Source organism: Pseudomonas sp. IT-P44 (genome assembly GCF_949768225.1).
In the GTDB taxonomy this organism is placed as follows: domain Bacteria; phylum Pseudomonadota; class Gammaproteobacteria; order Pseudomonadales; family Pseudomonadaceae; genus Aquipseudomonas; species Aquipseudomonas migulae.
The window spans coordinates 1-18,101 of record NZ_CATKQM010000015.1 but is presented as its reverse complement, the minus strand read 5'-3'; the positions used below and the strand labels follow the sequence as shown (position 1 = coordinate 18,101).

Here is an 18,101-nt window from a genome sequence, read left to right as displayed (position 1 = left end):
CGGGCTGTGCCAGGTCGCGCAATTATCGCTGGAGTCGCTCCAGTGTCCGTCCGCTGCCTGGCCATGTAGAAACCCCCGTAGTTTCATTTCACTCTTCTTCCTCACGCTGCAATTCGAACAGCAGCAGCGAACGGCCGGTGACCGAATATTCGTGGCCGAACTCAAAGCGCTCCTGACCGCGGATCGATGGCTGATTGGTGTCGACCATGCAGGTCCAGAACCTGCCATCCGGCACTTGCGGCAAGTTGAAGTTGACGATGTCGTGGTGCGCGTTGACCACCAGTAGCAAGGTGGCATCACCGCCCTTGCGGCGAATCCCGGTTTCCTGGGCTCGGCCATCGAGCAACATGCCGAGGCATTTTCCGTGGGATTCCTCCCATTGTTCGGTGCTCATCTCGCTGCCATCCGGCGCCAGCCAGGTGACGTCCTTGACACCGATGTCCTCGTTGTAATTGCCCACCAGGAAGCGCCCGCGTCGCAGGATCGGGTAGGCCAGGCGCAACTTGATCAGGCGTTTGACGAACTTCAGCAACGCCTTGCCATCTTCGCTCAGGTCCCAATTGACCCAGCCGATTTCACTGTCCTGACAATAGGCATTGTTGTTGCCGTCCTGGGTGCGGGCGAACTCGTCACCGGCCACCAGCATCGGCGTGCCCTGGGATAGCAGCAGGGTGGCGAAGAAGTTGCGCATCTGCCGTTGGCGGAGCGCGTTGATCTCCGGGTCGTCAGTCGGGCCTTCGACGCCGTGGTTCCAGGACAGGTTGTTGTTGCTGCCGTCCTGGTTGTTCTCGTCGTTGGCTTCGTTGTGTTTTTCGTTGTACGACACCAGGTCGTTGAGGGTGAAACCGTCGTGAGCGGTGACGAAGTTCACCGACGCGTAGGGCCGCCGACCACGCTGATTGAACATTTCACCGGAGGCAGTCATCCGACTGGCGAAGTCAGCGAGTTGGCCGTCGTCGCCTTTCCAGAACGCGCGCACGGTGTCGCGGAATTTGTCGTTCCATTCAACCCAGCCCGGTGGAAAGCGACCGACCTGATAGCCACCGGGACCAATGTCCCACGGCTCGGCAATCATTTTCACCTGGCGCAATACAGGGTCCTGGCGGCAGGCAACGAGAAAGCTGTGGCGTTCATCGAAACCGTCGTGGTAGCGCCCGAGAATGGTCGCCAGGTCGAAGCGAAAACCGTCCACGTGCATTTCCGACGCCCAGTAACGCAGGGAGTCGGTGACCATTTGCAGCACGCACGGGTGACTCAGGTCCAGGGTGTTACCGGTGCCGGAATCGTTGATGTAGAAGCGCTTGTCGTCGGGCATCAAGCGGTAGTACGAGGCGTTGTCGATGCCGCGCATCGACAGGGTCGGGCCCTGTTCGTTGCCCTCGGCGGTGTGGTTGTACACCACGTCGAGAATCACCTCCAGATTGGCTTCGTGCAGGTGCGCGACCATTTCCTTGAACTCGGCGATCTTGCCGCTGGCCAGGTAGCGCGGGTCCGGGGCGAAAAACGCGATGCTGTTGTAGCCCCAGTAATTGGTCATGCCTTTGTGCAACAAGTGCTGGTCATTCACGAACGCGTGAATCGGCAGCAATTCCACGGTCGACACGCCGAGCTTGCGGATGTGTTCCAGCATGTCATCGACCATCAACCCGGCGAAGGTGCCACGCACGTTCTCGGGGACAGACGGGTGACGCATGCTGAAGCCGCGCACGTGAGTTTCGTAAATGATCGTTTTGTCCCACGGCACGCTGACGCGGTGGTCGTGGCCCCAGGTGTGCGCCGGGTCAATCACCTTGCACTTCGGTACGAACGGCGCGCTGTCGCGTTCGTCAAAACTGAGGTCGGCGTCGGGGTGGCCAATGGTGTAGCCGAACAGCGCTTCGGACCACTTCAACTTGCCGACCAGTTGTTTGGCGTAGGGGTCGATCAACAGTTTGTTGTGATTGAAACGATGCCCGTTGGCCGGGTCATACGGGCCATAAACACGGTAGCCATAGATCAGCCCCGGATGGGCGTCGGGCAGGTAGCCGTGGTAGATCTCGTCGGTGTATTCCGGCAGTTCGATGCGCTCCAGTTCAACTTCGCCGGCGTCATCGAAGATGCACAGTTCGACCCTGGTCGCGTTGGCGGAGAACAAGGCGAAGTTGACCCCCAGACCATCCCAGGTGGCGCCCAGCGGGAAGGGCAGACCTTCCCGGATTCGCGAAGCCTCGGCCTGAGGTTCTGGCGCGGCTTTTTTTGGACTGGTCATAGATGCTCCTGCAATTGGGGGAATCCCCTGTAGGAGCGAGGCTTGCCCGCGAAGACGGCGTGTCAGTCGATTCGAATGTTGAATGACACACCGCCTTCGCGGGCAAGCCTCGCTCCTACAGGTTTATCGGGGGCGAACGTGCCCACGGTGGCGAGAGGTCGCTCGCCACAAGGTCAGTCAGGACAATGCCGGGAAGCGTCAGACCGCAGGCGGTTTACGCGCTGCGCGAGGTTTCTTCTCGGTGGATTTTTCCCCGGGCGGGATCACCTTTGCCGCAGCGGCCGGTTTCGCCTTGGCTTTGGTTTTCGGCTCGCCAGCCTTGCCGTTGGCGGTTTTGCTGACGGCAGGCTTGGTACCTGCCGCTTTGCTGCCGGCCGCCTTGGGCGATTTGCTGGGGGCCAGGGCTTCGGCTTCTGCCAGTTTTCGAGCCATCTCCCAGTGCCGGGCTTCATGGCCCTCGGGTTTTCCTTCCGATTCCCAGATCTGATAGGCAAATTCGCGGATGCGTTTATCGTCGGTACTCATCGCTATGCTCCTGAACTGAACTCAAAGTTTTGGATAAAGAGATTGACCGGGAAATCCCCCAGCGCGGCGCCAATCATCAGCTCCTTGTGTTCTGTGACTGCGACGCTGGAAAAAAGTCCCTTCAGATTTTCGGCAGGGGTGGTAAACGGTAATTTGACTCGCGTATCGCCCCACAGCGGCGCGCCGACATGGGGTATGGCACTGTTTTTCAGCAGGCCTGCACAGCGTATCGGGACGATCACGATGGCCTGCTTCTGGTTGTACGAGCGCGCAAATGCCAGCACCCGGTGTGCCTCGCAGCCGACTACTTCCAGCGCTTGATACGTCCCGCGTTGAAACAGCGCGGCCTGTTGGGCGCGCAGGCCTAATGTGCGCGCGATCAGGGTTTGTTTGATGCGTCCGTCACGCCAGTTGGCCAGCAGTTCCGGCAGTTCCGGCGAACGTTGCATGGTGTGTTGGCGACTCGCGTAATCCACCGGGCGTCGGTTGTCCGGATCGACCAGCGAGAAGTCCCAGTACTCGTTGCCTTGGTAAAGGTCCGCAATGCCCGGCACGGTCATGCGCAGCAAGGTTTGCGCCAATCCGTTGAGTGCGCCGGATGCAGCGATGGACGTCACGGCTTTGCTCAGGGCTGCGCGCAGCAGCTCGGCTTCGGGACTTAGCAGCAGACGTTCGATGAACGCCTGGGTCGCACGTTCATACGCATCGTTCGGCGCGCTCCAGCTGCTTTGCAGCTTGGCTTCACGCAAGGCTTTCTGCTGCCACTGCCAGAGACGTTTGACGTAGTCCTCGAGCGCGGGCCGATCGTCAACGCGCAGTTCCAGCGGCCAACTGCCGAGAATCGCCTGATACAGAATCAATTCATCGCCCGCCGACGGCATCGCATCGTCGGCGCGCACCGGCCGGGCCAGTGTCTGCCAGAGCGGCACCTGCTCGGCGAACCACGCGCTGCGCTCGCTCAACACCGCCAGCCTGGCACGGGTGTCTTCGCCGCGTTTGTGGTCGTGAGTCGCGGTGGTCAGCAGGTTGTCGGGGAATTCTTCGAGACGATTGAAGCATGCGGCATGGAAGTCAGCCACCGGTGCACTGAATTGTTCCGTGTTGAACCCCACGTCATTGCGCGACAGCAAAACCGCCGAGCGATAAAACGCAGTGTCCTCGACGGCCTTCGCCGCTGCCGGTGAAGTCAGTTGCTGAAAACGCACGCAGGCATGCTTGAGCATCTTGCGCGGGCGGCCCACCGGGCGTTTTCGCCAGGGTTCGCCGCCCAGCCATCGGGCCAGGCAATCGAGCACCGGCCAATCGGCTTCGCTGAGGTTTTGCCGCGCGCCGTCCATGGCTTGCTGAAAAAAACCATCGTCCTCAGCGGAACGCCCACAAGGGCTGATGTAGGTGCGATACACCGGGAAGTGCACGATCAGTTCCTGCAACGCCCGACGAATCGCGCCGAGGGTCAGGTCGCGGGTCATCACATCATCCCGGGCCACTTGCAGCAGCGCCTGGGCGACACTTTCGAAGTCGCCGGCAAGCGAACCGTTGAGAATTTGCTGGCGGGCCAGGTGTGCTTCCTGACGGAAATCGGCGGGCCGTTCGCTGTAGCGGTTCCACAATTCGCCGAGGGTTTTCTCACCAGCGGGATCATGTTGCAGCAAGGACACCTGGTTCATGAATTCATAACCGGTGGTGCCATCCACCGACCAGTCACGGTGCAGGGTTTCACCTTCACCGAGAATCTTCTCGACGTAGATCGGCAGGTGTCGGCCCGGCGTCAGGCTGTCGACCCGGCGTCGCAGTTTGCGGCAATAACCGCGTGGATCGGCGAGGCCATCGATGTGGTCGATGCGCAGGCCGTCGATCAGGCCCTCGGCGACCAGTTCGAAGATTTTTGCGTGAGTGGCTTCGAACACCGCCGGGCGCTCCACACGCAGACCGCCCAGTTCGTTGACATCGAAAAAGCGCCGCCAGTTGATGTCATCCGCCGCCGTGCGCCAACTGGCGAGGCGATAGCTTTGACGTTCCAGCAACTGGTGCAGGCGCTGGAAACCGTCCGGCGTGAGCGAATCGTAGGCTTGCAGGTTCTGCTCGATGACTTGAAGCAGGGCCGGGTCGCTGGCCAGTTCGCGCAGCTCGTCTTTCAACGGTTTGGCCAGGCGGTGGGCGTCGGTCTGGTAACTCAAGGTGCTGAAGCGGTCGGCCAGTGACTTGAATCGCTCGGTATCGTCTTTGAGCAATTCGCCGTAGTTCATCGGGCAAATCGGGAAGTGATGATCGTAGTGTTCGACGTAAAAAGCACCGTGCTGCGCATCGAAGCACAAGGGCAGGGTGCCGTCCTGCAACGCCACGCCATAGTCGCTGCCGAGGAATGGCAGCAAGAGCTGACCCTCCATCAGCGGATCGGGCGAATGCCATTGGATGTCGAAAAATTCGCCGTACGGGCTCAAACGGCCCCATTCCAGCAAGTCCAGCCACCAGGGATTATCGCCGCCACCGACCGCCATGTGGTTGGAGACAATGTCGAGGATCAGTCCCATGTTCTGCTCACGCAACGCGCTGACCAAACGGCGCAACGCCGCTTCGCCGCCCAGTTCCGGGTTGACCGTGGTGGGGTCCACCACGTCATAGCCGTGCATGGAACCTGCGCGTGCGCTCAGCAACGGCGAGGCGTAGACATGGCTGATGCCGAGGCGGGCGAAATAGGGCACCAGCGGCACCGCATCGTCCAGCGTGAAGCCTTTATGAAACTGCAAACGCAGGGTCGCGCGTGGTTGATTCATCGGTCACGCTCGGCCGCCTGAAGCCGCGCGCAGGCAAGCAATTCCAGACGTCGGGCAGCGTCCAGGTCATCGAGCAGGGCTTCGCTGGCGCCGGGCAAGCGGCGCGACCAATTCGGATGGGTGTCGATGGTGCCGGGCAGGTTGGCCTGCTGTTCGATGCCCAGGGCATCCTCCAGCGGCAGCAACACCAGCGGCGCGCGGGTATGGCCGAGGAAGCGAATGGCTGCGTCAAGTATCTGATCGGTCTCATGGGACTCTTCGCGGAAGTTCTGCGGGTCCTGGCTCAACGCCCGGCGCAGGCCTTCACGCTCGCGTTCGCGGTGACGGCGCCACTCGATTTCACCCGTGGCGTCGACCAGGCCCAATCGGGCATTCCAGTCGATATCGTGACCATGCCACCAGCCGTTGAGCGTCGGCAAATCGTGGGTACTGGTGGTGGCCAGTGCGTTGTCCGGCCAGTCGAGGATCGGCTTGAAGTGTGTGTTGTCCTGCTCGAACAGCAACACGCGCATGCCGAGAATCGAACGGGCGATGAGTTTTTCCCGCAGGCCGTCTTCCACTGTCCCGAGATCTTCGCCGAGAACGATGGCTTGATGCCGATGGGATTCCAGGGTCAGCAGGCGCAGCAGATCGTCCACCGGGTAATAAAGATAAGCGCCATCGGCGGGTGATGAGCCGTTGGGGATCACCCACAGCCGTTGCAATCCCATGACGTGATCGATGCGCAGGCCGCCGGCATGGGCGAAGTTGGCCCGGAGCATTTCGATGAACGCACGAAATCCGTGACGCACCAGGCCTTCGGGCGAGAACGCGGAAATGCCCCAGCCCTGCCCGGTGCGATTGAGAATGTCCGGCGGCGCACCCACCGTCAGCGAAGCAAGCAATTCGTCCTGGCGACTCCAGGCCTGGCTGCCGCCGCCGTCGGCACCGACCGCGAGGTCAGCGATCAGGCCAATGCTCATGCCGCTACTGCGCGCAGCGGTTTGTGCGCGCTCCAGGCAACGGGTAATCAACCACTGGCAGAAGGAGAAGAAGCCGATGCGCCCGGCATTCTCTTCGGCAAATTCAGCCAGCGCAGCACTGCGCGGGTCGCGCCATTGCTCGGGCCACTCGCGCCAGTCGAGGTTTTCACCTTTGGCGGCACGGGCCTCCTGAATGGCTTCGAAACGACAGTGGTTCTCCAGCGCTTCGCCGGCCGCGTGGCGGAAACTGCTGAAATCGGCGTGCAACGGGTGTTCGCCCTGGACAAAGCCTTCGTACAACGCCTGCAACAGACGGTGCTTGGCGTCGGCTGCCACGGGCCAGTCAACCAGCGGCTGTTGTTCCAGATGCTTGAGCTCGGCGGCGAGCCCGGTGGCGTCAATCGCCGTGCGCATCGCTCGTTCGCCAAGGATCGCGCCGGGTGCTGCGTACAGGCTGTTGAGGAACAGGCGGCTGGACGGCGAATAAGGGCTATAGCGCTGGGTGTCGCTGCTGAACATCGCGTGCAACGGACTGATCGCCAGCGCTTCGGCGCCACGCTCACCGGCAACGCGGGCCAGATCTTCCAGTGCCTGGGTGTCGCCAAAACCGCCATCGTCGGGACGGCGCAGCGAGTACAGCTGCACGCTCAGCCCCCAGGCGCGAGGGATCGGGCTGTCGACCGCATCGCTGACGCTGTAGCAGCGTGCCGGCGCCACGGCCAGCGTAAAGGATTGGCCGTCGATTGTGACGTGCTGATAACCGACAGGAATCAGGCCGGGCAACATCGCCTGGGCATCCAGTTTCAGGTTGAGCCGCGATCCGTCCTCAAGGTGGATCTCGCAGGGGGTCTGCGGCTCGAAATAATGCGCGAGGCTGAGGCCCACGCCAACGTCCGCGGTCAGCAGCGGCGGCAGATGCCGGGTTTGTTGCACTTGCTGCAATTCTTGCAGGCTGGCATCGATCTCCTGGGCGCTGCCGGCCGGATGGCCGAGCCCGGTCAGGACATTGCGTAACACCGATGGCGCGACTTTTTGTGGGCGGCCGTTGGCATCGATCCAGTCGACGGCCAGGCCAGCGCGGCTGGCCAGTATTTCCAATTGCGCATCGCTCATGGGCGCTCTCCATCCGGGGGTAGCAAAGGGGCTGCGGTCGTGAGGCTGACTAACGCGCAATACGGGGCAAGGGTGCCCTGATTCAGCAGGTCGGCGGACTTCGGCGGGTATTCGAACAACAACGAAGTGCCGGCCTGTGGGGAGTGGACCACCGGCTTGTCGCTGAGGTTCAGGTCAATGCGCAGCAGGCTGCCATCGCCCAGTTGCCAGCGCGCGCTCACCGCGCCTGGCGCCAGTGCCTCGGCACCCAACGGGTGTGCACCGGGCAGGCGCGCGATGATCTGCTCGTGGCGGATTTTCAGCAGTTGGCGATACAGCGCGTAAATGGCCGATTGCCCGCTCGCCGTCAGATTCGGCCGTGAGTCTTCGAAGGTCTGCTGCGCGTTCGGGTCGGGAATCTGTTCACGCCTGGCCGGATCGGAAAATGCATCGAACGCGCAAAATTCGTTACGCCGACCTTCGCGAACGAGTTCCGCCAGTTCGCCGTGATGGCTGGTGAAAAACAGGAACGGTTGCTCGGCGGCAAACTCGTCGCCCATGAACATCAGCGGGATCATCGGCGATAACAGCAACAACGCCGTCGCGGCTTTCAAGGCGTCGGGATGGGCAAGTTGGTGCAGCCGTTCACCGAATGCGCGATTGCCGATCTGGTCATGGTTCTGCAAGAACAGCACGAACGCCGTGGGCGGCAAATGACCGCTGGGCTCGCCGCGAGCTTCGCCGTGGCGGTTGGTGTGGCCCTGGAACACGAAGCCCTGGCTCAGGCAACGCGCCAACTGTTCGGTGGGGTTGTCGGCATAGTCGGCGTAATAGGCCTCGGTTTCACCGGTCAGCAGCACGTGCAAGGCGTTGTGGCCGTCGTCGTTCCACTGCGCGTCGTAACCTTCCTGCAGCAGGCTGGCCTGGTTGTGTTCGTTTTCGACCGTCAGCCACACGTGGCGCGCCGGGTCGATTTGCTGCCGGATGCGTTGCGCCAGTTCCTGTAGAAAGTCCGGGCTCTTGATCGCGTGCACCGCGTCGAAGCGCAAACCGTCAAAGCGGTATTCCAGCAACCACATCAACGCATTGTCGATAAAGAAGTCGCGCACCTCGCGTCGCCGGAAGTCGATGGCCGCTCCCCAAGGCGTGTGCTTGTCTTCATTGAAGAAGGCCTTGGCGTAGCGATGCAGGTAATTGCCGTCCGGGCCGAAGTGGTTGTAGACCACATCGAGCATCACCGCCAGACCATGGCCGTGGGCGCTGTCGATCAGGTGCTTGAGTTGCTCGGGCGTGCCATAGGAGGCCTGGGGCGCGTAGGGCAGAACCCCGTCGTAGCCCCAATTGCGATCACCGGGGAACTGCGCCAGCGGCATCAGTTCGATGGCGGTAACGCCCAGTCCGGCAAGCCGCGCCAGGTGCTGCTCGACCTCGACAAAACCGCCAAGCGCACCGACGTGCAACTCGTAGATCACCGCCTCGTTCCAGGGCCGTCCCAGCCAGTCGCGGTGTCGCCAGGTGTAGGCGAGGGGATCGACCACCACGCTGTGCCGGTGAATGTCACCGGCCTGAGCGCGGGAGGCCGGGTCGGGCACCTCGAGTTCGCCATCAATGTTGTAGCGGTAACGCGTGCCCGCAGGACAGCGCGTCTTGATCACGAACCAGCCATCGGCCTGAGGCAGCAACGGCAAGGACTGTCCATCTTCCAGTTCGACACTGACAAAAAACGCATCCGGCGCCCACAAGGCAAAACGCGTGTGCTCTGCGTCCAGCATGATTGCGCCGTGGGGCCAGGTCTCAAGGGTCCGTAACGGCATCGTTGAAAACCTCTTACTGTTTGTTCGATTTCCCCAGCGCTTTAGCCACCAGCTGTTCGTAGAGTTCGGCGTAGGGTTCGACGGCTTTGCACCAGTTGAACGGTGCGGCCATGGCCCGGCAACGCATGGCATTGAGCAAGCCAGGAAAGGCGAACACCTTGAAGGCACGGCTCAGGGCTTCCTGATAGCTCTCGACCGTGGATTCGTCGAACAGGAAGCCGGTCACGCCATTTTCGATGGTGTCGGCCAGGCCGCCGGTGTTGCGTGCCACCGGCAACGAACCAAAACGCTGGGCGTACATCTGGCTCAAGCCGCACGGTTCATAACGCGAGGGCATCAGCAGGAAATCGCTGCCGGCGAACATGCGGCGGGCGTCGGTTTCGTTGAAGCCGATGCGCACACCGATCTGCCCTGGAAAGCGCAGTGCCAGTTCACGCATTGCCTGTTCTTCTTCTGGCTCGCCGCGCCCGATGATCGCGATCTGGCCACCGGATTTGACGATGTACTCGGACACGGCTTCCGTCAGGTCCAGGCCTTTCTGATAGACCAGGCGCGAGACCACGGCGAACAGCGGACCTTCGGAGTCGTCCAGCCCGAACAGCTCGCGCACGTGCGCCGCGTTGACCGCTTTGCCTTCCCAGTCACCGATGCTGAACGGACGGAACAGGTGGCTGTCAGTGGCGGCGTCCCAGCTCTCATCGATGCCATTGGGAATCCCGCTGAGCAGGCCTTGCTGGGTCTTGGCGGCGAGAAAACCGTCGAGGCCGCAGCCGAAGGCCGGCGTGGTGATTTCCTGGGCGTAGGTGGCGCTGACGGTGGTGATGTGGCTCGAATAAGCCATGCCGGCCTTGAGGAACGACATCTTGCCGTAAAACTCCATGCCTTCCTGTTGCAGGGCATGCGCGGGAATGCCCAGCTCGGGGCACGACCCCAGGCTGGTCACGCCTTGATAAGCGAGGTTGTGAATGGTGAACAGCGTCGGCGTGCGTTGACCGCGCCAGTGCATATAGGCGGGGGCCAGGCCGGCGGGCCAGTCATGGGCGTGCACCAGGTCCGGGCACCAGTGGATTTGCGCGAGGTTGGCGGCGATGTCGGCAGCCGCCAGGCCCAGGCGGGCGAAACGAATATGGTTGTCCGGCCAGTCGCGACCGTTATTGGCGCCGTAAGGTGAACCTTCGCGCTCGTAGAGTTCAGGGCAGATCAACACGTAAATGACCAGTCCGTCAGGCATGTCCATGCGCCCGATCTTGCAGGCAGGCAGCGCGGCATGACCGCCGAGCTCACCAATAATGTGGATCGGGTTTTCGCTGTGCAGCACTTGCGGGTAACCGGGGATCAGCACACGCACATCGTGCAATTTCGCCATGGCCCGGGGCAGCGCCGCGGAAACGTCACCCAGACCGCCGGTCTTCACCAGGTCGGCGATTTCCGAGGTCACAAACAACACTTTCTTTCTGTTGGGATTCTGACTGACCACCGGCGTCAACGTCTTGGTACCCGTGACGTTGATCGATTGGGCACTTGGGGCGCTCACGGCGCTCGTTTCGCCGACCTGCTGATGAGCACGTTCTCCCTGGATATCTAATGCCGTACTGATCATATGAATCTCCCGTGTTGTTGATCTAGTTCTAGGTCTGGCAAACGGTGTTTCGTGGCCAAATCCTGTGGCCGGGCGCAAACGCGCTACGCATCGGTGAGCAAACGCTGCCCATGCGTTAAAGCAGAATGGCTGGAGTGGCCGTTGCAAGGATTGCACCAGTCGCAACGCACCTACCTTTCAGAGGACCGGCCACAAATGGCAAAAGTTTCGATTTTTTTGACACTTTGTGACCGACCGGTTTTGCCCCGCGAAAAGGAGTCTAGGCCAGAACTTAGAGCGGTGAAGGCCATATGGCAAAATTGTTCGACAATCGGTTCAAAGCGGTACGGACGTGCCGGATAGGCAGCCAAACGCCCCGACGAAGGGCATGTTTTTTCGCGATTCAGCCCCAAAAAGTAACCTGGCAGTCACACGAATGTGCGAGGGCGATTACGGCTACGCACTGTTGTGGTGCGCTCGCAGGTCCCGCTTTTGGCCGAACCGCTGCCTTACTGCGGCGCGGGTTGCCTTGTTATAGTTCGGGCCTCATTTTTTGCCCGGTAAAGGATCACTGCCATGTCTCAGTACACTGCGTTCACCGTCGAACTGGCCGATAAAATTGCCCATGTGCAGATCAATCGTCCGGAAAAGATCAACTCGATGAACGCCGCGTTCTGGAGCGAGATCATCGAGATCTTCCAGTGGATCGATGACACCGACGAAGTCCGGGTGGTGGTGCTCAGCGGCGCCGGCAAACACTTTTCCTCCGGTATCGACCTGATGATGCTGGCCGGCGTGGCCAATGAGCTGGGCAAGGACGTCGGCCGCAATGCGCGCCTGCTGCGCCGCAAGATCCTCGCGCTGCAAGCGTCCTTCAATGCCGTCGACAACTGCCGCAAGCCGGTGCTGGCAGCAATCCAGGGTTACTGCCTGGGTGGCGCGATCGACCTGATTGCCGCCTGCGACATGCGTTATGCCGCCGAAGACGCGCAATTCTCGATCAAGGAAATCGACATCGGCATGGCCGCCGACGTTGGCACCTTGCAACGCTTGCCGCGGATCATCGGTGACGGCATGCTGCGTGAACTGGCTTACACTGGTCGCTCGTTTGGCGCCGAGGAAGCGCGCAGTATCGGCCTGGTCAATCGCGTCTACAGCGACGCCGCCAGCCTGCTCGACGGTGTCATGGGCATTGCCCGGGACATCGCCGGCAAGTCGCCGATTGCGATCACCGGCACCAAAGAGATGATCAGCTACATGCGCGACCATCGCATTGACGACGGCCTTGAATACGTCGCTACCTGGAACGCCGCCATGCTGCAATCCACTGACTTGCGCGTGGCCATGGCCGCCCATATGAGCAAACAGAAACCCGAATTTCTGGATTGATTGAAAAATGACTTCACGCTGGACCACTGCAGTACTGGACACCGATCAACCGGGCGGCTGGGCCGTTGCGCGCAGCCCCGAAGGCTTCCTGTTCGACGACAATGGCGCGCTGTTCCCGCGTGAATGGCTCAAGCGCCAGGACCTGCCGGTTCTGGCCGAACACGGCATCGGTCATCTGGATGGCGAACCGGTCTACCTGCTGGAGCTGCGCAGTCACAGCGAAGTACCGGGCTGCAACTGGAAAGGCTTGCGGGCGTTCATGCTCGATGGCGATCACGCGGTTTACAAAGTGCTGGGTTATGCCGCGCAGATCGGCACCTGGGCCCGCGAACACCGTTTTTGCGGCAACTGCGGGCAGGCGACCTTGCAGGTGCCGCGTGAGCGGGCGATGTATTGCGAGCCGTGCAATTTGCGCTATTACCCGCGGATTTCGCCGAGCATGATCGTGCTGATCACCCGTGGCGATGAAGTCTTGCTGGCGCGTTCGCCACGGTTTGTCACCGGGGTCTACAGCACGCTGGCGGGATTTGCCGAACCGGGCGAATCGGCTGAAGACTGCCTGATTCGCGAGGTGCGTGAAGAGGTGCAGATCGAGGTCAAGAACATCCAGTACATGGGCAGTCAGTGCTGGCCGTTCCCGCACTCGATGATGCTCGGCTTCCACGCCGAGTACGCCGGCGGCGAGATTGTCTGCCAGGAGGACGAGATCGAGGACGCCCAGTGGTTCAACGTGCACGAGCTGCCGCCGTTGCCGGCGTCACGCTCGATTGCCCGTTACCTGATCGATGTCTATGTGGCGCGGCGCTTAGGCCACGCTGAACCAGTGCTGCCAGGCTAGGCGCACGGTCAGACCCAGCACCACGGTGATGAACACCGGGCGAATGAACTTGGCTCCGCCGCTGATGGCGGAGCGCGCACCGAAGAACGCACCGACCATCACCGACAGGCCCATGCTCAAGCCGATGATCCAGTCCACTTGCCCGGAAAAGATGAACACCGACAGCGCTGCAATGTTGCTGACGAAGTTCATGCTGCGCGCCACGCCGCTGGCCTTCACCAGGTCGATGGGGTACATCAGCAGGCTGCTCACGGTCCAGAACGCGCCAGTGCCGGGGCCGGCCACGCCGTCGTAGAAGCCGAGGCTGAAGCCTTGGGTCGATTGCCACTTTTTCTTGATCGGGGCGTTGCTGTCCAGCGGCGCTTTCGGCGTGCCACCGAACAACAGGTAGAGGCCGCAGGCGAACACGATCACCGGCAGCATTTTGTTCAGCCATTCGGCGGGCAGGTAATGGGCGACCACGGCACCGGTCAGCGCGCCGACCAAGGTGCCGACGATGGCGTGCACCCACTGTCGGGGATGAAACAGTTTGCGCCGATAGAAGGTGAAACTGGCGGTGGCCGAGCCGAAGGTCGAACTGAGTTTGTTGGTGCCCAGCACCAGGTGCGGCGGCAGGCCTGCGGTCAACAGCGCCGGCGTGGTCAACAGACCACCGCCGCCGGCAATGGCGTCGATGAAACCGGCAATGAAGGCGACGACGGCCAGGATGGCGAGGGTGGTGAGGTCAACGCTGAGTTCGAAAGGCATGGAAATGGGCTTATTCGGCGGGGTGCAGCAAAGGGCTGCGGGGAAGGGCCGATATCTTACCTATATCCAACTTCTGCGGCGACTGGTCTGGCCTCTTCGCGGGCAAGCCTCGCTCCTACGGTTAAGTGTATTCCCCTGTAGGAGCGAGGCTTGCCCGCGAAGACTGACGTGCAGGCGCTACATCACTTGGCGGCCGGCCCATTGCCGATCTGCCACACAAACGGCGGTTCAGTCCCGTTAATCTCCCAATCCCCGACAATCCGCGCCTTGTAGATCACCGGATTATGCGAAGACACGGTCCGCGCATTACGCCAATGCCGGTCCAGCGACTTGCCCTGACGCACACCCGAAGCCCCCAGCGCATTGAACAGCTCGGTGGTCGCCCGCTGAATCAGCTCCGACACCACCACCTGCGCTTTCGCCGATTCGAGCTCCGCTGCAACATTCGCCGCCCGCTCCAGCGCGTCATCCCCCGAAAACCGCGCCAGATACGCCCGCTGCGCCGGTTGTGCGGCCTTCAACGCGCTCGCTTCGGCGGCGTACACCAGCGCCGCCACTTCACCGACGACTTGTTGAACTTGTGAATCCTCGCTGACGCGCTGGGCATTGCCATGGCTGTAAATACGTTTGCGCTCACGTACCTGATGCGCCACGTCGCGCAAAGCGGCGCGACCGATTCCGGCCAGCGTGGCCAACAACACGAGCTGATAGAACGCCGTCTGGTATTTGAAACGGGTGGCGAAGTCGATGACGTTTTCGGCGTCCACCTCGGCGTCGATAAACCGCGACGTGCCGCTGCCCGTGGTGCGCTGACCGAAACCGTCCCAGTCATCGCTTTGCACGATCCCCGGTTGTCGGGTGCGAACCGCTGCGATGACATCGCCGCCGGTATCACTGCGCTGGGCGTAGACGTCGATCCAGTCGGAAAACAGGCTGCCGGTGCTGTAGAACTTTTCACCGTTGAGCCGCCAGCCGTTGCCGTTGGGCGAGACTTTAGTGATCACGTCGCCAATCGCCACATTGCCGATTTCAGTCCAGGCGCAGCCGACAATGTCGCCGTCGACAAAGCGTTTGAACCACAGATCCCGTGCCGGCCCTGGCGTGGCGTTCAAGCGGTCCTCGGCAAACGCGAAATGCCCGCGCAGTGCCTGGGGCACGTTGGAATCGGCTTCGGCCAGTTCGATCAGCAACTCAAACAGCTGCGGCAGGGAGGCGCCGCCACCCCCATATTCCACCGGCACGCGCACCGCGCCGAAACCGGCTTCCTTCAGCCACTGGATGGGCTCGTAAGGCAGGCTGCGCGACTGTTCACGCTCAACGGCACCGGCGGCGATGCGCTGAAAAATCGGACGGAATCTCGCGGCCAGCGCTTCATAGTCAGTGCCAATGGACAGCGGATTGATTACCTGGTGTTCGGTCATGGGACAGCTCCTTGGATCGGCAGTGGATGCCAAGGGGGATTGCATGGTCCATGCCGGAGAGGGGCAGCCAGGATTTACTGAAGCGTAGGGATTCAGATTCTGCTTGAACTGTTGCTGGGCCAACAGCGCCGCAGCAAATTGCCCTGACACACCCAGACCCATGTGGGAGCGAGCCTGCTCGCGATGGCGGTTGCACATACAACACTTTTGTTGGCTGACACACCGCCATCGCCGGCAAGCCGGTCTCGCTCCCACAGGGGATTTCGGTTGGCTCGGGAAAGCACTGGCACGGTTGCTGCTCTCACCCCAGAACTTCCTAACGTCCCGAGGACACGTCAATGAGTCAGCAAGCCGTCAAATTTGCCTACTGGGTGCCGAACGTCAGCGGCGGGCTGGTGGTCAGCAAGATCGAACAACGCACCCACTGGGGCATCGACTACAACCGCAAACTGGCGCAACTGGCCGAAGCGGCGGGGTTCGAATACGCCCTGACGCAGATTCGCTTCACCGCCGGTTACGGTGCCGAGTACCAGCATGAATCGGTCGCCTTCAGCCACGCGCTGCTCGCCGCCACCACCACATTGAAAGTCATCGCGGCGATCCTGCCCGGCCCCTGGCAACCCGCGCTGGCGGCCAAGCAACTGGCGACCATCGATCAACTGACCAACGGCCGCATCGCGGTGAACATCGTCAGCGGTTGGTTCAAGGGTGAATTCCAGGCGATCGGGGAACACTGGCTGGAGCACGACGAGCGCTATCGCCGCTCCGAAGAATTCATTCGCTCGCTCAAAGGCATCTGGAGCCAGGACAACTTCACCTTTCGCGGCGACTTCTACCGTTTCGACAATTACAGCCTCAAACCGAAACCGCTGGGCCAGCCGGAAATCTTCCAGGGCGGCAGCTCCCGCGCAGCACGGGACATGGCGGCGCGAGTTTCGGACTGGTACTTCACCAACGGCAACACGCCGGAAGGCATCAAGGCGCAAGTCGACGATATCCGCAGCAAGGCCGCCGCGAATAATCACTCGGTGAAGGTCGGGGTCAACGCGTTCGTCATCGCCCGCGACACCGAAGAAGAAGCACGCGCAGTGCTGGCGCAGATCATCGATCAGGCTGATCCGGAAGCGGTGAATGCCTTTGGCGATGCGGCGAAACAGGCGGGCAGGGCATCACCGGAAGGCGAGGGCAATTGGGCCAAATCGACGTTCGAGGATCTGGTGCAGTACAACGACGGCTTCAAGACCAACCTGATCGGCACGCCGCGGCAAATTGCCGAGCGGATTGTGGCGTTGAAAGCGGTGGGCGTGGATTTGGTGCTGGCGGGGTTTTTGCACTTTCAGGAAGAGGTGGAGTATTTCGGCAAGCGGGTGCTGCCGTTGGTGCGGGAGCTGGAGGCTGAGGCCAGCGTGAAACAAGCCGAAGTCGCCTGACCACCACAAACCCCTGTAGGAGCCGGCTTGCTGGCGATAGCGATTTCACAATCAACATCATCGTTGAATGTTATGACGCCATCGCCAGCAAGCCGGCTCCTACAAGGGGGATATGCGTTTACAAGCCCAGGTCGGACAAACTTGGATGATCATCCGGGCGACGCCCCAGCGGCCAGTGGAACTTGCGGTCGCTTTCCTTGATCGGCATGTCGTTGATGCAGGCGAACCGGTTGGCCATCAGGCCGTTCTCGTCGAACTCCCAGTTTTCGTTGCCGTAGGAACGGAACCAGTTGCCCGAGTCGTCGTGCCATTCATAGGCGTAGCGCACGGCGATGCGGTTGCCGGTGAATGCCCAGAGCTCCTTGATCAGTCGATAGTCCAGTTCCTTGGCCCATTTGCGCGTCAGGAAACCTTTGGCTTCTTCACGGTTGTAGGCGAATTCGGCGCGGTTGCGCCATTTGGTGTCCAGTGTGTAGGCCAGAGACACGCGCTCTGCATCACGGGAGTTCCAGCCATCTTCGGCCAGGCGAACTTTTTCGATGGCCGATTCACGGGTAAACGGCGGCAATGGCGGACGAACTTCGGCGTTAGACATTTAAAGTCTCCCAATAAGATTAAAGTTCAAGCAAGTTGTCGGGCTTGTTTAAAGTGTTACAGGTCCAATAACTTTCGCGCCATGCATTGCGCATTATCGGCGGCACTGTGATCACCCATGACAAGCGCCACGGTAATGGCGCCATCGATCAGGATCAGCAGCTGTTTGGCCAGCGTCTCCGGGTCGGTTGCGCCATGTTCGGTGCAGAGCTCGCGCACGTAGTCGAGCAGCTTCTGTTTGTGTTCTTTGGCGACCAGCCGGACCGGGTCTTGCGGGTCGCCGGTTTCACCGCTGGTGTTGATGAAAGCGCAGCCACGGAAGCCTTCGGAGGCAAACCAGGCCTTGAGCACGGTAAACAGGTTGAGCAGCCGGTCGGCCGGGGTTTCGGCCTGGTCGACGGCACTTCTGTACCAGAGCATCCAGCGCACGTCGCGGCGTTGCAGGGCGGCGACGGTCAACTCCTCCTTGTTGGCGAAGTAGCGGTAGATGCTTTTTCTGGAGACGCCGGCGGTTTTCACCAGAAGATCCATGCCCGTAGCAGCGATGCCACTTTTGTAGATCAACTTTTCGGTGACATCCAGAATGATGTCGCGTGTGTCGTTGCTAGTGATTTCGTTCATGTGGCATACAGTAGAACGATCGTTCTCCTTGGTCAAATATTATTTTGTGTTGACCATTAAATCGCCT

The 18,101-nt window shown here is 61.2% G+C and carries 13 protein-coding genes; 3 read left to right on the top strand and 10 right to left on the bottom strand.

The genetic code is table 11. The annotated features are described in order from the left end of the window. Positions 1-88 precede the first annotated feature (88 nt). The 6 genes from glgX to glgA form a co-directional block, all read right to left on the bottom strand. Entirely contained in the window at positions 89-2,248 is a 2,160-nt protein-coding gene (glgX, locus tag ACM6IO_RS09605; protein ID WP_414911346.1) for a glycogen debranching protein GlgX, read from the bottom strand. 198 nt (positions 2,249-2,446) lie between these two features. Further along, the gene (locus tag ACM6IO_RS09600; RefSeq protein WP_008038331.1) at positions 2,447-2,773 is read right to left on the bottom strand and encodes a DUF2934 domain-containing protein; all 327 of its coding nucleotides are present in this window, start codon (positions 2,771-2,773) and stop codon (positions 2,447-2,449) included. A gap of 2 nt (positions 2,774-2,775) precedes the next feature. After that, on the bottom strand, positions 2,776-5,547 hold the full coding sequence (locus ACM6IO_RS09595) for a malto-oligosyltrehalose synthase (RefSeq protein ID WP_414911345.1): 2,772 nt from the start codon (positions 5,545-5,547) through the stop codon (positions 2,776-2,778). Further along, the gene (gene malQ / locus ACM6IO_RS09590; protein ID WP_414911344.1) at positions 5,544-7,622 is read right to left on the bottom strand and encodes a 4-alpha-glucanotransferase; all 2,079 of its coding nucleotides are present in this window, start codon (positions 7,620-7,622) and stop codon (positions 5,544-5,546) included. Before malQ ends, ACM6IO_RS09595 begins: the two co-directional genes overlap by 4 nt. Beyond that, positions 7,619-9,415, bottom strand: coding sequence for a malto-oligosyltrehalose trehalohydrolase (treZ, locus tag ACM6IO_RS09585; protein WP_414911343.1), 1,797 nt, complete (start codon positions 9,413-9,415; stop codon positions 7,619-7,621). The genes malQ and treZ overlap by 4 nt, the downstream gene beginning before the upstream one ends. 13 nt (positions 9,416-9,428) lie before the next feature. After that, complete coding sequence (gene glgA, locus ACM6IO_RS09580) at positions 9,429-11,015, bottom strand: glycogen synthase GlgA (protein ID WP_207284283.1); 1,587 nt, start codon at positions 11,013-11,015, stop codon at positions 9,429-9,431. 555 nt (positions 11,016-11,570) lie between these two features. On the opposite strand from glgA, the gene ACM6IO_RS09575 reads away from it, so the two are divergent. Together ACM6IO_RS09575 and nudC are read left to right on the top strand one after the other, a co-directional pair. Beyond that, the gene (locus tag ACM6IO_RS09575) at positions 11,571-12,383 is read left to right on the top strand and encodes a crotonase/enoyl-CoA hydratase family protein (RefSeq protein WP_008026262.1); all 813 of its coding nucleotides are present in this window, start codon (positions 11,571-11,573) and stop codon (positions 12,381-12,383) included. Between the two features lie 7 nt (positions 12,384-12,390). Further along, positions 12,391-13,221, top strand: a complete 831-nt coding sequence (gene nudC / locus ACM6IO_RS09570; RefSeq protein WP_008026265.1) for an NAD(+) diphosphatase — start codon at positions 12,391-12,393, stop codon at positions 13,219-13,221. On the opposite strand, the gene ACM6IO_RS09565 is transcribed toward nudC, so the two are convergent. Next, positions 13,189-13,968, bottom strand: a complete 780-nt coding sequence (locus ACM6IO_RS09565) for a TSUP family transporter (RefSeq protein ID WP_223434540.1) — start codon at positions 13,966-13,968, stop codon at positions 13,189-13,191. The genes nudC and ACM6IO_RS09565 overlap by 33 nt on opposite strands. A 182-nt stretch (positions 13,969-14,150) precedes the next feature. Then, positions 14,151-15,389, bottom strand: coding sequence for an acyl-CoA dehydrogenase family protein (locus ACM6IO_RS09560; RefSeq protein WP_414911342.1), 1,239 nt, complete (start codon positions 15,387-15,389; stop codon positions 14,151-14,153). A 338-nt stretch (positions 15,390-15,727) separates the two neighbouring features. Between ACM6IO_RS09560 and sfnG the strand changes: the two genes are divergently transcribed. Further along, complete coding sequence (sfnG, locus tag ACM6IO_RS09555; protein WP_223414370.1) at positions 15,728-16,819, top strand: dimethylsulfone monooxygenase SfnG; 1,092 nt, start codon at positions 15,728-15,730, stop codon at positions 16,817-16,819. A 118-nt stretch (positions 16,820-16,937) separates the two neighbouring features. Here the strand turns inward: sfnG and ACM6IO_RS09550 are convergent, their stop codons facing one another. Together ACM6IO_RS09550 and ACM6IO_RS09545 are read right to left on the bottom strand one after the other, a co-directional pair. Then, positions 16,938-17,414 carry a DUF1348 family protein gene (locus tag ACM6IO_RS09550; RefSeq protein WP_008038345.1) on the bottom strand — a complete coding sequence of 159 codons (477 nt, stop codon included), beginning with the start codon at positions 17,412-17,414 and terminating at the stop codon, positions 16,938-16,940. A gap of 56 nt (positions 17,415-17,470) precedes the next feature. Next, entirely contained in the window at positions 17,471-18,034 is a 564-nt protein-coding gene (locus ACM6IO_RS09545; protein WP_192227246.1) for a TetR/AcrR family transcriptional regulator, read from the bottom strand. Positions 18,035-18,101 lie beyond the last annotated feature (67 nt).